This is a genomic window from Hymenobacter roseosalivarius DSM 11622 (assembly GCF_900176135.1).
GTDB classification, from domain to species: Bacteria; Bacteroidota; Bacteroidia; order Cytophagales; family Hymenobacteraceae; genus Hymenobacter; species Hymenobacter roseosalivarius.
On record NZ_FWWW01000077.1, the window covers coordinates 18,406 to 32,984 of the forward strand.

Annotated in this window: 9 protein-coding genes; all 9 read left to right on the plus strand. The window is 56.5% G+C overall.

Features of this window, described 5'->3' with window-relative positions; all coding sequences use genetic code 11:
- Nucleotides 1–7: 7 nt before the first annotated feature.
- Nucleotides 8–1,798, plus strand: coding sequence for an arginine--tRNA ligase (gene argS / locus B9A24_RS13975; protein WP_084446645.1), 1,791 nt, complete (start codon nucleotides 8–10; stop codon nucleotides 1,796–1,798).
- Between the two features lie 97 nt (nucleotides 1,799–1,895).
- Nucleotides 1,896–2,477, plus strand: coding sequence for an LOG family protein (locus tag B9A24_RS13980; protein WP_084446646.1), 582 nt, complete (start codon nucleotides 1,896–1,898; stop codon nucleotides 2,475–2,477).
- Between the two features lie 231 nt (nucleotides 2,478–2,708).
- On the plus strand, nucleotides 2,709–3,212 hold the full coding sequence (locus tag B9A24_RS13985) for a glutathione peroxidase (protein WP_234997282.1): 504 nt from the start codon (nucleotides 2,709–2,711) through the stop codon (nucleotides 3,210–3,212).
- A 134-nt stretch (nucleotides 3,213–3,346) separates the two neighbouring features.
- Nucleotides 3,347–3,724, plus strand: coding sequence for a hypothetical protein (locus tag B9A24_RS13990; protein WP_143434942.1), 378 nt, complete (start codon nucleotides 3,347–3,349; stop codon nucleotides 3,722–3,724).
- Nucleotides 3,725–3,768: 44 nt separating this feature from the next.
- A complete protein-coding gene (locus B9A24_RS13995) occupies nucleotides 3,769–4,683 on the plus strand; it encodes a 1,4-dihydroxy-2-naphthoate polyprenyltransferase (protein WP_084446695.1) in 915 nt (304 codons plus the stop codon).
- A 74-nt stretch (nucleotides 4,684–4,757) separates the two neighbouring features.
- The gene (locus tag B9A24_RS14000) at nucleotides 4,758–6,755 is read left to right on the plus strand and encodes a 7TM diverse intracellular signaling domain-containing protein (protein WP_159452054.1); all 1,998 of its coding nucleotides are present in this window, start codon (nucleotides 4,758–4,760) and stop codon (nucleotides 6,753–6,755) included.
- A gap of 719 nt (nucleotides 6,756–7,474) precedes the next feature.
- Entirely contained in the window at nucleotides 7,475–9,706 is a 2,232-nt protein-coding gene (locus B9A24_RS14005) for a beta-glucosidase family protein (RefSeq protein WP_262490598.1), read from the plus strand.
- 85 nt (nucleotides 9,707–9,791) lie between these two features.
- A complete protein-coding gene (locus tag B9A24_RS14010; protein WP_084446651.1) occupies nucleotides 9,792–12,983 on the plus strand; it encodes a SusC/RagA family TonB-linked outer membrane protein in 3,192 nt (1,063 codons plus the stop codon).
- A 41-nt stretch (nucleotides 12,984–13,024) separates the two neighbouring features.
- Nucleotides 13,025–14,494: a RagB/SusD family nutrient uptake outer membrane protein gene (locus B9A24_RS14015; RefSeq protein ID WP_084446652.1), complete on the plus strand. Its 1,470-nt coding sequence runs from the start codon at nucleotides 13,025–13,027 to the stop codon at nucleotides 14,492–14,494.
- The last annotated feature ends 85 nt before the right edge of the window (nucleotides 14,495–14,579 follow it).

Below are 14,579 nucleotides of genomic sequence, written 5' to 3' on the forward strand. Positions count from 1 at the left end.
GCACCCCGTGCAACAACTCGAACAAGACATCAAAGCGGCGCTGAGCGCGGCCATTCAGCAGGTATTTGGCGCTACGGTCGCGGCTGAGCAGCTGGTCATGCAGCCCACCCGCAAGGAGTTTGCCGGCACCTTTACGCTCGTGACGTTTTCGCTGACGAAAAGCCTGGGCAAAAGTCCCGAGCAGATAGGACAGGCCCTCGGTGAGTGGCTGGCCGCTAATGAAAGCCGGGTGAGTGGCTTTAATGTGGTCAAAGGCTTCCTGAACCTGGAAATAGGTGATAGTGAGTGGCTACGCCAATTTGCCGAGATGCTGGCGCGGCCCGACAATGCCCCTGTGCCTTCAAATGGTCCCCAGCGAGTAGTAGTCGAGTACTCGTCGCCCAATACCAACAAGCCCCTGCACTTGGGCCACCTGCGCAATATTTTCCTGGGCTACTCCGTGGCCGAGATTGTAAAAGCTACTGGCGCCACCGTTACCAAGGCCAACCTGATCAACGACCGGGGCATCCATATCTGCAAGTCGATGCTGGCGTATCAGCGCTTCGGGCAGGGCGAAACGCCGCAAAGCTCCGGTATTAAAGGCGACCATCTGATCGGGAAATACTACGTGCTGTTTGAACGTCACTACCGCGAGGAAATCCGTCAGCTGGAGGCCGAGGGCGTAGCGCAGGATATAGCCAAGCGCCAGGCCCCGCTGATGACGCAGGCACAACAGATGCTGCTGCAGTGGGAGCAGGGCGATGAGGAAGTGCTGGCGCTGTGGAAGCAAATGAACGGCTGGGTGTACGAAGGCTTTGATGAAACTTACCGCACTATCGGGGTTGATTTCGACAAATACTATTACGAGTCCGAAACCTACCTGCTGGGCAAAGAGCGCGTGGAAGAAGGCCTGCAGAAAGGCGTTTTCTTCCGCAAAGACGACGGCTCGGTTTGGGTTGATCTGAAAGAGGAAGGCCTCGACGAAAAACTCCTGCTCCGCGCCGACGGCACCAGTGTCTACATCACCCAGGACCTGGGCACGGCCGAGCTGAAATACCAGGACTTCAACTACGATTCTTCGGTTTACGTCATTGCCGACGAGCAGAATTACCACATGCAGGTGTTGCAGGGCGTGTTGCATAAGTTAGGCAAGCCCTACGCTGAGGCTATTCACCACCTGAGCTACGGCATGGTCGATTTACCTTCCGGCCGCATGAAATCCCGCGAGGGAACGGTAGTAGACGCCGACGAGCTGGTGCAGGAAATGGTGGATACGGCCCGCCGCACGACGCAAGAGTTGGGCAAAATAGAAGGCCTCAGTTCCGAGGAAGCCGAGCAGCTCTATCACACGCTGGCACTGGGCGCGCTCAAGTATTTTCTGCTGAAAGTTGACCCCAAGAAGCGCATGCTCTTCAATCCCGAGGAAAGCATCAACTTCCAGGGCAATACTGGGCCTTTTGTACAGTACACGCACGCTCGTATTGCGGCCATTATGCGCAAAGCCACCGAACTAGGCTTGACTGGGGGGCAAATTGATGGCCTCGAAAGCCTGCACGAAACCGAGCGTGATGCCGTGCAGCTGCTGGCCGGATACCCTGGGGTCGTAGCGGAGGCTGCTCGTCTCTTGGCGCCATCCATCCTCGTGCAATACGTGTACGAGGTAGCCAAAGCCTACAACCGCTTCTACACCGAAGTACCCGTATTTGGCGAGCCCGACGAGCCGAAGCGCCGCTTCCGCGTGGCCCTTTCCGCCCAAACTGGTCGTACCCTCAAAGCCGGTATGCGCCTGTTGGGCATCATGGTGCCTGAGCGTATGTAGTATTACAGTGTGCTTCGCTTGCGTGCGTAAGCAAGCCAGTTGGCTAATTCGTTTAAGTGGAAACGCGCAAGAGCGTGTTCTACGAATACCTCTCCGTATGAAAAGTATAGCGGTTTACTGCGGCTCCAGTGCCGGCCTCAATGACATCTACCGCCAGCAGGCGGAGATAATGGGACAAACTCTGGCTGAGCGCAACATGACGCTGGTGTACGGTGGCGGTCGGGTGGGCCTCATGGGTGCCGTGGCCGACAGCGCCCTGCGCCACGGCGGCCGGGTCATTGGGGTTATTCCTGATTTTCTGGTGGAAAAGGAAGTAGAGCACCGGGGTCTGACCGAGCTGCACATCGTGAAGTCTATGCACGAGCGGAAGCTGCTGATGGCTGATTTGGCGGAAGGCTTCGTGGCCATGCCTGGTGGCTACGGCACGCTGGAAGAGCTATTTGAAGTACTGACCTGGGCCCAGTTAGGGCTGCACCACAAGCCGGTGGCTGTGCTCAATGTGGATGGATATTACGACCAGCTCCTTGCTCTGCTCGATACGATGGCGGGGGAGGGACTGCTGCGCCCGGAGAATCGGGCGCAGCTCTTACAGGACGAATCGCCTGCGGTGCTGCTGGATAAAATGCTGCGTTTCGAGCCAATAGCAGTGGAAAAATGGCTCACTCCGCCTACTACCTAAGGTAGCCTGGCCGTATGAAGGCGCGGGAGGTTATGCTCCGCCTTGTCGCCGGCCTCCTACTTGCTCTGGTTCGAAACATTGGGTCAGGACTGGTAGTTTGGGCAGTGCCGCATACCTTTCGCCATTTTTAGCTTCAAAAAGCCCCCCATGCAAGCTCCTATACTGTTTTTGCTACTTGCTTTAACCGCTTGCGGATCTTCTTCCTCCCAACCCCCAACCGCTTCCAACCTTATGACTACTGCCCCCGAAACTGCCGCTGCCGGCACCGTGTACGACTACTCCGTAAAAACCATTGATGGCAAAGACGTGCAGCTAAGCCAGTTTAAGGGCAAAAAGCTGCTTATCGTGAATGTGGCCTCGGAGTGCGGCTATACCCCTCAGTATAAGGAGCTAGAAGAGCTGCACAAAAAGCATGGCGACAAAGTAACCGTGCTGGGCTTTCCAGCCAATAATTTCGGCGGCCAGGAGCCGGGTACCAACGAGCAGATTGCCACTTTCTGCGAGAAAAACTTTGGCGTTACCTTCCCCATGTTCGAGAGGGTTTCGGTGAAAGGCGACGATACCGCGCCGCTCTACCAATTTTTGGCCGACAAAACCAAGAACGGCGCCATCAGCGACGCGCCCACCTGGAATTTCTGCAAGTACCTTGTCGATGAGCAGGGCCACGTGGTTGGCTTCTACCCATCCAAGGTAAAGCCCATGAGCGACGAGCTGCTGGCCGCTATTTTGAAGTAGGAGTAGGGGAAATAAATAAACGGTAGCCATTTGCAACCTGCTGATATCCTTCGGTATCCTACTTAAAAACAGATATGCAGATGCGCTCCTACCTTCTATTATTTGTGCTAGTAACTACGTTGCTAGCTGGCTGCGTGAAAGACCGCGATGTTGACCTCAATACAGCAGATTTTCGGAAATTTACGCTGGTGATGCCAGCTAGCTGGGAGCAATTTTCATCCCAGGGCTTCGATTCTCAGGTTGGTGGTATTACTAATGGCAAGGATACGCTGAGGTATGACTACGGCTGGTATGCCTACCGATTTCAACAGGAAACGACAGCCACCCACAAGCGCACCAATCTAGTCATTGCCAGCAGGCCAGCGCTGCTGGTAGTACCCAAACAGCCCAATAAAGGTCTGATTGGGATATATGTCCAGGTGGACGAGACGAACAAATTCAATTTGTACGGCGAGAATATAAAGGACGAAGCAATGGCTGTCCGTATTATGCGGTCGGTTAAATTCAAGTAAGCTATGTCTTTCGCCTCTGTAAGACGCAACCAGTGAGTTCTTCCATATCTCCAAGCCCAAGCCCCGTCAAAGCTTGGGTCTCGGCTTTTCGGCCGCGTACGTTGCCTCTGGCACTAGCCAGCATTCTCACGGGGGGCTTTTTAGCCGCCGCCGGGGGGCAATTTAATGGCGTAGTCGTCGGCTTGGCGGCGCTTACTACCATCCTGCTCCAGATTCTGAGCAACCTGGCCAACGACTACGGCGACTCCCAAAACGGTGCCGACAGCGTACATCGCGAAGGGCCGATGAGGGCGGTGCAGGCGGGTTATATAACGCCAGCCCGTATGAAGCAAGCTATGGGCGTCTTTGGCATAGCTGCTTTTCTATCAGGGCTGGCGTTGCTATGGATAGCGCTGGGCGCAGCTGGCATGTGGATTCTGCTGACGTTTCTGCTGCTGGGCCTGGCCGCCATTTGGGCTGCTATCAACTATACGGCGGGCAGCAACCCGTATGGGTACGCCGGACTGGGCGACGTGTCGGTCTTTATCTTTTTTGGGCTGGTTGGCGTGGGCGGCACCTACTTTCTGCAAACCCAGACGCTGCCGCTGGTAATTCTGCTGCCTGCCACTACCTTAGGCTGCTTCGCTACGGCCGTGCTCAACGTAAACAACATCCGCGACCTGCGCTCCGACGAGCTGGCCGGCAAAATCACGATTCCCGTGCGGCTGGGGGGCAAATCAGCACGCCGATACCACTGGTTGCTGCTGGTGCTGGGCCTGGGCTGCGCCGCCGTGTACGTGGCGTTTACCTATCATTCGCTCTGGCAGTGGCTGTTTGTGCTATCTGCCCCACTGCTTTGGTTTAATGGCTGGCAAGTGTGGGCCCGGCAGGAGTCGAAGCAGCTCGATCCGTTGTTAAAGCAAATGGCCATGAGCACGCTGATTTTTGTGCTCTTGTTCGGGATAGGGCAGTTGCTATAGCAACGCCTATCGCACGTTCGGAGAGTACTGTTGCAGCGGTTTCTGGGGGGCAAATGTGTACATTAGCCTGTACTATGCGCGCACTAAACCTGCCCTCGTTCTCATCTGGTCGATTTCTGTTACTGTGGAGCTGCTTGCTCAGTCTGTTTGCCGCTGTGCCGGCTCAAGCGGCAGCGGAAGATACGCTGGTAATGCAGCCATCCGGCGCCGACTTCTTCATCGATGGCTCCTATTATAGTGTGCTGGAAGATCCTTCGGGTCGGCTAACGATACATGACGTGCGCCGCCCGGACAGGGCCAGCCAATTTGCCCCCTCCACCGGCGCACCTAACATGAGTAACACGAATTCGGCGTATTGGCTGCGCTTTACCGTGCGCAACGACGATCCTTCGGATACGCACTGGTACCTCGACTTATTCGACTCTCACATCAATGACGTCCGGTTTTTTCAGCCTACCGCTACTGGCTACCGGCAGTTTCATACCGGTGCCGATCTGCCTTTCGTTACCCGACCCCATCCCTACAAAGACTTTCTGTTTGACCTGCCCTTACCGCTGGGCCAGACCCAAATGTACTACCTGCGCTTAACGTCCAATTCCAAGACGAGCTTCCGCGCCATGATGCGCAATGAGCCGGTGCTGCTCACTCATTTTCAGGCCCAATACGGCTTGCTGGGGGGCTTTTATGGGGTGCTCTTCATCATGGTAGTGTATAATCTGTGCATTTACCTTTTTATTGGCGAGCAAACCTACCTGCGCTACGTGCTGTACGTGCTGAGCTGCAGCCTCCTGTTTTTATCGGAAGATGGGCTGGGCTTTGAGTATGTATGGTCTGACTTGCCGGGGCTTAATCACCTAATCAATGCCGGCGCCCCCGTGCTGCTGCTCTTCACCTTCATGCACTACGCGCGCGGGTTCCTCGATACTGCCCTGCGCGTGCCCCGCCTCGACTGGTGGATTCGGCTGGTGGGCGCCCTGAGCGTAGTTCTGCTGCTGGCAGATATAATAGTAGTGCGCTCGGGCTTCAGCTTTTGGCTGTATCTCTTGCCCTACTGTCTTATTTATTATGCCGCCGTGCTGGTGTATCAGCAGGGACTACGGGCGGCGCGCTATCTTTTGCTGGCTCACGCGCTGGTAGCCGTCAGCCTGGTTTTCCTCATTACCCGCAAGCTTGGCATCGAATTTCTGAACAACCACTTCACGGTGTACAGCATGAACGCGGCGTTTGTGGTGGAAGTGACCATCTTATCGTATGCACTGGGCGAAAAGATCAAGGGCATTAAAGATGCCCGACTGGCCGTGCAGGCGCGCTTAGTTAAGCAGCTTCGCAAAAAGCACCTGGCCCAAGACCGCCTTGTCGAGCAGCTCCAGCAAAACCAGCAGCTCAAAGATCAGCTCAATTCAGAGCTGGAAGCGCAGGTAGCCCGCCGTACCCAGGAGCTAAGCCAGCAAAGCGAAACCATAGCCGCCCAAAACCGCGAGCTGGTACGGGCTAATGGACTCTTGGCCCTGCAATCGGCTGCCATTGAGAAGCTTAATGCCAACCTGCAGCATGATTTGCAGCAGGCTCAAACCGCCCGGGTCTTGGCCAAGGAAGTAGATTTCGGCGAGTTCAGCCAGATCTATCCTGACAAAGATGCCTGCCTGAGCTATTTGGCTGACCTGAAGTGGGCAAATGGCTACCAGTGCCGCAAGTGTGGCTACGAGAAGTATTGCGCCGGCCGCGAGCCGCACGCGCGGCGCTGCACCCGCTGCCGCTACGTGGAGTCAGCCACCGCCTACACTATGCTGCAGAAGTGTAAGTTCTCTATTGTCAAGGCTTTGTACGCTGTGTTTCTGATTAATGCCCACCAAGGCAACTACTCTTCCCAGGAAATGTCGCGGCTGTTGGACCTGCGCCAAGCTACTTGCTGGAGCTTTAGTCAGAAAGTAATGGAAGCCATGCGCCGCCGCCGCCAATCTCTTGACTACGAAATAAACGAAAGCTGGACCCACATCTTACTCGACGCGACCAGCGAGACGGAGGAAGCCTCCGAATCTGACTTTTCCGCCTCGCTTTCTCAAAAAGTATGATATTTCATAGAAGCATCGAGCCAGGTTATAAGAGTTAGAGAGCAACATTCCGTAGTCTTTCTTTGAAAGGGACGAGTTATCTTTCTGCTATTCATTTCTTCTTCCATAAGCACCGGAGTAGCAAGGCTATAAGAAGCAGTAGTATAAGGCGGTAACTATTTTGCTTTGCCACTAGACTTTATAGTTTTTAGGAGGAAACGGCCTGAAAAGAGGGTAACAAGCAATTTATTCCGAAAAAATTCTTTGTACTCCACTTTTTTTCATTGTTTTTTAGCCGTTACCTCTTTTCTCCAACTGAGGTCAACTAAAGCGCGGAAGCCTGCAAATGGCTCTGTCTTACGTGTGCTGTAAGTGTATAACTAGAAATAATCTTGCGCTTAAAAACTTCATTCTGAGGCAGTGGGGGGCTTTTTAGCCTTGCGTTTTCAAAACAAGGACGGATATATTTGAGAAAACATCCCGTCCTTATGAGAATACCTGCTTCCTTTTTACGGGTATCTTTTCCTTTCAATATAGGAGCTGCGTCGGCTCGTGGTCTTTCTCGGATCGGCCTGCAAGGTCTTACGTTCGGGGCGTTGCTTGCTACAAATCAAGGTTGTCAGCGGGCGGGTACAACTGCTATTATAGCCCCAGCGACTACCGTTACTGCTACAACTCAGTCTGTAACTTCTTTTAAGCCTGCACCCGTGAGTGAGCGGGTGCGCGCGCTACTTGCGCAAATGACGTTGGAGGAGAAAATTGGGCAGATGACCCAACTCTCTAATACTACTATTAATAATACCGGGCAGCAAAAGGATATAACCTTAAATTCTGCCAAGCTGATTCCGCTGATCAAGCAGTTTTATGTCGGCTCATTTCTGAATGGGGAGGCCGTAGACCCAGCGCAATGGGCCGCGTATTCAGCCGCTTTGCAGCGAATTGCCATGCGCGAGTCGCGCCTGCATATTCCTGTTATCTATGGCATTGACCACATGCACGGGGCCAGCTACGTGTCCAAGGCGGCCATCTTTCCTCATAACTTAAACCTGGGGGCCACTTTTAACCCTGAGTTTTCCCGCCAGGCTGCTCGCGCCACGGTGCTTGAGTCAGCTGATCTGGGGCATCATTGGGTATTTGCGCCGGTTCTGGACTTGGGCGTGAACGCGCAGTGGCCTCGCTTATATGAAACTTACGGCGAAGACCCCCTGGTAGCCTCTGTGCTGGGCGCTGCCTTTGTGCGGGAGCTACAGGAGAACAAGGAAATTGCCCCTTATAAAGTAGCGGCCTGCGGCAAGCACTTTCTGGGCTATTCTGATCCGCGTACCGGCTGGGACCGCACCGTGGCGGAGATTTCTGATCAGCGTATTGAAGAGTTTTTCCGTCCTTCTTTTCAGGCCGCAATCGATTCAGGACTGAAGAGCATCATGATTAACAGCGGCCAGATCAATGGGGAGCCGGTGCACGCCTCGCGTCGCATTCTCACCGATCTGCTGCGCACCAAAATGGGCTTTCAGGGCGTGGCCGTCACCGATTGGGAAGATATTATACTCTTAGTGCGCATCCAGAAAGTGGCTGCCAACGAGAAGGAGGCCACGTTTACGGCCATCGACGCGGGCGTGGACATGGCCATGACGCCCTACACGACAACGTTTTGCACGCTGGTAAAAGAGCTGGTGCGAGAAGGCCGTCTCACCGAAGAGCGCATCAACCTTTCGGCGGGCCGGGTGCTACAGATGAAGGAGGACATAGGCTTGTTCGACAACCCCATGCCGCGCACCGACCGCCTCAGTCGGATTGGCGACCCCGCCCTGAAGCAGCAAACGGTGGAGGCCGCCCGCGAGTCCATCGTACTGCTCAAAAACATGAACAACCTACTGCCTATCGCAGCTTCCAAGGTAAAGCGGCTATTGGTTGTCGGTCCGTCCGCCGACTCCCGCGCTAACCTGGCCGGTGGGTGGACACTGGCATGGCAGGGACGAAAAGAGGAAGAGTATCCTCAAGAAGTTCTGACTATTTACGCGGCTTTAAAAAAGGAGTACCCGAACGCCCAGGTTGAAACCGTAGCCTACCGTGATGCGGCTGGTGCGCTGGCTTTGGCCCGCGTAACTGCTGCTGCTCGCCGCGCCGATGCCGTTGTCATGGCTCTCGGCGAGCGGCCCTACACGGAAGGATTAGGTAATACCAGCGACCTGACGCTGCCCGATGACCAACTGCAATTGGCTCGGGCAGTGCAGGCCGTGGGTAAACCCTCGGTGCTGGTGGTAATAGGAGGGAGGCCCAGCATTATTAGGGCCGTGGCCAATGGCTCGGGGGGCATTTTGTGGGGCGGACTGCCAGGCTTTGGCGGTGGGCAGGCCATTGCTGAAATTATCAGCGGTAAGGTGAATCTCAGTGGTAAACTGCCCTTTACTTATCCGCAGTTTGCCGGTCACTTCTCGCCTTATCACCACGATGACAATGAGAATAGCCTGGAGCTAAGCGACTTCGGGGCAGGCTTCGAGAACCGGGGGGCAAAATACAAGGCCTCCATGCTTACCGAGTTTGGCCAGGGCCTGAGCTATACTACTTTCCGCTACAGCGACTTAACGCTAGCTAACTCAGTGCTCAGTGGTAATGCCACCCTGCGGGCTACCGTGCGCGTGACCAACGCTGGCACTCGCGCCGGTAAAGAGGTTGCGCTGTGGTTTCTGACCGATGAGGTAGGCCGTATGACGCGCCCCGTGCGCCTGCTCAAGCATTTTGAGAAGCAGGACTTCCAGCCCGGCCAAACCCTCGAGCTGGCCTTCGAGATTCAGCCCCAGCGCGACTTGACCTACCCCGACGCCGAGGGCCGCCGCCAGCTCGAGGACGGCTACTTCACCCTGCGCGTGGGCGACCAGGTCCGGCGTTTCCGCTACGCCGGGGCTACGGCCTCCAGTGCCCGGTCGGGGCGGGCTGCGGGAGCCAGCAAGGGCTCTGCGCCTTCACCATGACCATAACGTGGCACTGACCCTGGTGGTCGGTGCGGACGAGTTGCTTTTTCCCAGTGAATTCCCAGCTTACTCACCTCTACCCATTATGCCCTTGAATCCCTACCCATCTTTCTTTCAAAGAGTCATGCTGCTGACGGCCTGCGGGTTGCCAATGGTAGTGGCTCCCGCCCTGGGAGGCCGGAATTTGCCCCGCCGCCCCGCCGCGACCCTGCAAACGCCGGCCGACGTGCCCGTGTCGGGCCGCGTGACCCAGCCTAATGGCGAAGGCCTGCCGGGAGTGACTGTAATCGTGAAAGGAACCACGACCGGTACCTCAACGGCCCTCGATGGCAGCTTCAGCCTCGTGGCGCCCGAAAACAGCGTACTGGTTTTCAGCTCAGTGGGGTTTGTGCGTCAGGAAGTTCCCGTGACGGGAACTATGACCAGCCTGGCCATTCGTCTGGTCGAGGACACGCAGGCCTTAAATGAAGTAGTGGTAGTAGGCTACGGTACGCAGGAACGCCAAAGCGTAACGGGGGCCGTGTCCTCGGTTTCGGCCCGCGAGGTTGCGGCGCAGCCCGTGGCCAACCCGGCTCAGGCCATCCAAGGCCGGGCAGCCGGTGTAACTGTTATTTCTAACTCCGGGGCACCGGGCGGCTTGGGCGGAACCTCTATCCGGGTGCGGGGAATTACTTCAGCCGGCAATAACAATCCGCTGTTCGTGGTAGACGGGTTTCCGCTGCCATCGGATGGCAACGGCAACGAACTCAGTTCTATTAACCCAAACGATATTGAAAGCATTGACGTGCTGAAGGACGCCTCGGCCACCGCCATTTATGGCGTGCGGGCCGCCAACGGCGTTGTTATTGTCACCACCAAACGCGGCAAGGCGGGCACCTCCAACGTCAATCTTGATGCCTACGTGGGCACCCAAAGCGTTTGGCGGAAGGTGGGGTTGCTCAATGCCCAGCAGTACGCCGAGCTCAACAACGAGGCGCGTACCAATTTCAATACACAGTTTCCGAACAATACTCCCCTTGCCCTTAACCCGCGCTTTGACTCGCCAGCCAAAATAGCGGCTCTGCCGTCCACCAACTTCCTGGACGAAATTTTTCGCCCAGCCAAAATTCAGAACTATGCTATTTCGGCAACGGGGGGCAGCGAAAAGGCGCGCTACGCCGTGAGCGCGGGCTACTTCCAGCAGGATGGCACCATCATTAACTCCAGCTTCCAGCGGTTTACGCTGCGAACGAACGGTGAAGTCCAGCTAAATAAAGTATTGAAGGTGGGCAGCACGCTCGGGCTTAGCCACCAAGACGAACGGCCGCTGCCCAACGAGAACGGCGAGGTAGGCGGCCCCATTCAGCTGGCCCTGCAGGCACCGCCGTTCGTACCGGCCTACAACCCCGATGGCAGCTTTTACGAGTACACCGCCGCCGATAACTTTGGGGAGGAGAACCCCGTAACCGCCGCGTTGCGGCCCATCCTGAAGAACAACCGCAACCGCCTCACTTCCACGTTCTACGCCGAACTGGAGCCCCTGAAGGGCTTGCGCCTGCGAACCAACATCGGGGCTGACCTACAGTTTAATCAGGGTGACCAGTTTTACCCTTCTATTGACGGATCTACCAGATACCGGCCTGCTAATTCCTCAGCCAACAGCAGCGCCAACTACAACCCTAGCTACCTGATTGAGAATACGGCGGCATATGACCGGCTGTTCGGCACCCAGCACCAGGTAAACCTGCTGGTCGGGCAATCGGCCCAGCAGTTTGACTTCTTCTATTTGGGCGGCAGTCGGACTGGCTACACCAACAACACGCTCCAGATTCTGGACAGGGGTCCAATTAACGCGCAGATCAATAACTTCGGTGGCAATGGCCGCAGCCGGTTGAACAGCTACTTTTCCCGGGTCAACTATGAGTTTGCCGGCAAGTACCTGCTCTCGGCTACGGCTCGTTATGATGGCTCTTCGGCCTTCGCACCGGGCAGAAAATACGGCTTTTTCCCTGGCGTATCGGTGGGCTGGCGCTTGTCGGAGGAAGGTTTCCTGAAGGACGTCAGCTACCTGAACAACCTGAAGCTGCGGGCCGGCTACGGCCGGGTGGGTAACCCACTCAATGCCGGCACTTTCGGCTACCTCCCCACCATCAACTCCGGCCCGAGCACGGGCTACGTGTTCGGGACAGGTGCCCAAAATGCGAATATTGGGGGGGTGCCCACCCGGCTGCCAAACACCGATTTGCGCTGGGAAAACAATGAGCAGTATAACCTGGGTATTGACTTTGGGGTACTGCAAAACCGCGTCACCACCTCAGTTGATGTGTATCAGCGCACGTCGCCAAATCTGTTGCTCAATGTCCCGGTGTCGCGGGTGTCGGGCACCAGTGACGCTATTGCTACCAACGCAGCCTCCGCCCGCAACCGCGGCGTAGATCTATCTGTGACCACCAATAATTTCGTGGCTGACGACCAGGGGTTCAGCTGGTCTACCAGCTTGAACCTCAGTGCCTACCGCAGCGAGGTGACGTCGCTTGGCGAGGGACGGCCCTTCAACGGACAGGGCATTCGGGGGGGGCAAACCCTGGTGCGCTACGATAAAGGCCAGCCCTTTGGGTCTTTCTACGGCTTTGTAGCCGACGGCCTCTTCCAGACGGCGGATGAGCTGGCCGCGCTGGATGCCCAGTCGCCCACGGGCCGCTACCAAACTTCGGGCACGGCCCCGGGAGATATCAAATTCAAGGATTTGAACGGCGATGGCGTAGTCAACGGGAACGACCGGGCCTTTATTGGTAATCCCAACCCTAAGTTCACCTATGGCCTGAACAACACCCTCAGTTTCAAGGGATTTGACCTGAACGTGTTCCTGCAGGGCTCACAGGGCAACGATGTGTACAACCTGAATCGCTACTACCTCGATGGGGGACTGGCCGCGGCTACTAACGCCGGTACTATTGCACTGGAGCGCTGGACCGGTCCTGGTACCAGCAACTACATTCCCCGGGCAGTCGCCAATGACCCTAATGAGAACAACCGCGTCTCCAGCCAGTACGTGGAAGACGGTTCCTACATGCGGGTCAAGCTGCTCACGCTGGGCTATACGCTGCCTGCCTCGCTGCTGAGCACGCTGCATAGCCAGCGTATCCGGCTGTATGTAAGCTCGCAGAACCTGCTCACTATCACCAACTACACTGGGTTCGACCCCGAGCTGGGCAACCAGGGTGGTAGTTTCGGTGTTGACCGGGGCATCTACCCGCAGTCGCGTGTCTTCCTGGCAGGTATCAACCTGGGCTTTTAGCGCTACGGCGCTGAGCCCCTTACCCCTCAACTTGTAATAGTATGTTACACGCACGATTTACCATGAAGAAGAAAACCCTAGGCACTGCTCTGCTCTCGCTAGGGCTATTGGCGGGCTGTAGTAAAGACTACCTCGACTTGCAGCCCCGCGACGCCGTTTCGACCGAAGTGTTTTACAAGACGCAGGCCGATGCCATTCAAGCCACTACCGCCGCGTATGCGCAGCTCCAGAAGCAGGGGCTCTATGGTCACTCCTTATGGGCCATGGATATGATGGCAGATAACTCTTACGTGGGCGGCGGCGGCGCCGCCGACGGCATCGAGTTTCAGCAGCTCGATAATTTCGCCATTCCGGCCAGCAACCCGGTCATCACCAATCTGTGGCAGCGCACATACCTGGGTATAGGCGCCGCCAACCAGGTGCTCACGCGCGTACCGGCCATTACCATGGATGAGGCCATCAAGGCCAGGAGCCTGGGCGAGGCCGAGTTTCTCCGGGCCTTATACTACTTCTACCTGGTGCGGGCCTACGGGGATGTGCCGCTGGTACTGACTCCCGCACAAAGCCCGGCGGAAGTAGCTAACATCACCCGTACCCCGATGGCGGAGGTGTATGCCCAGATTGTAAAAGACCTGACCGCTGCCATTCCCAAGCTACCCGCGTCCTACACCGGCAACGACGTGGGGCGAGCCACGAAGTGGTCGGCCACGGCCTTGCTAGCGAAAGTATACCTCACCATGGGCGATATGCCCAATGCCGCCACCCAGGCCCGCGCGGTGCTTGCAGGCTCCGGCAAAAGCCTGTGGCCTAACTACGGTGACAACTTCAACGTGGACAAGGAAAACGGGCAGGAGTCGCTGTTTGAGGTGCAGTACAAAAGCGGCCTGAACACCTTCAGCCTTGATGGTCCGGGTTCGGCGATTAACCAATTCTGGGGGGCCCGCTTCTATGGTAGTCCTTTTGTGGTGTCGGGAGGGGGCTACGGCTTCAATATTCCCGAGAAAGAGTTCGTGGACGGCTACGAAGCCGGCGACCTTCGCAAGCCGGTAACCGTGTTCGTGCCCGGCGACAAATACCCGGACGGCCAGGTGCAGCCCGCCAGACTGCAGGGCGCACCTAATGGCTTCAACGTCCGGAAGTTCTACGCTGGCCAGCTCTCGACCGTCTGGGATTCGCCGCTCAACGTGCCGGTGCTGCGGCTGGCTGAGGTGTTCCTGATTCTGGCCGAAGCCGCTCCTGGTTCGGCCGATGGTCTGGCCGCCATCAACCGAGTGCGGAATCGGGCTGGTCTGCCTGCTCTGACTTCCGTTACCAAGGAGGCTGTTCTGAAAGAGCGCCGCTACGAGTTAGCCTTCGAGATGGACCGTTGGTACGACCTGAAGCGCACCAATACGCTGCTAACCAACCCACAGCTGATTGCTAAAGGCATCAAGCCCTTCAACGTCGTGCTGCCCATCCCACAGGCGGAGCGCGACGTCAACCCGAACCTGGCTCAAAATCCAGGTTATTAAGCTGGCTGCCGCCCGCGCAGGTTAGAGCGTATAGAATAAGATAAGGTGCTTATCGGCCTGCTACCCTAGTTTAAAAAAAGCCCTC

What these genes read in the sequence shown, in the direction of transcription:
- B9A24_RS14005 (WP_262490598.1), top strand. Translation starts at nt 7,475, where the DNA reads ATGACGTTGGAGGAGAAAATTGGGCAGATGACCCAACTCTCTAATACT.
- B9A24_RS14000 (WP_159452054.1), top strand. Translation starts at nt 4,758, where the DNA reads ATGCGCGCACTAAACCTGCCCTCGTTCTCATCTGGTCGATTTCTGTTA.
- B9A24_RS14010 (WP_084446651.1), top strand. Translation starts at nt 9,792, where the DNA reads ATGCCCTTGAATCCCTACCCATCTTTCTTTCAAAGAGTCATGCTGCTG.
- B9A24_RS14015 (WP_084446652.1), top strand. Translation starts at nt 13,025, where the DNA reads ATGTTACACGCACGATTTACCATGAAGAAGAAAACCCTAGGCACTGCT.
- B9A24_RS13980 (WP_084446646.1), top strand. Translation starts at nt 1,896, where the DNA reads ATGAAAAGTATAGCGGTTTACTGCGGCTCCAGTGCCGGCCTCAATGAC.
- B9A24_RS13985 (WP_234997282.1), top strand. Translation starts at nt 2,709, where the DNA reads ATGACTACTGCCCCCGAAACTGCCGCTGCCGGCACCGTGTACGACTAC.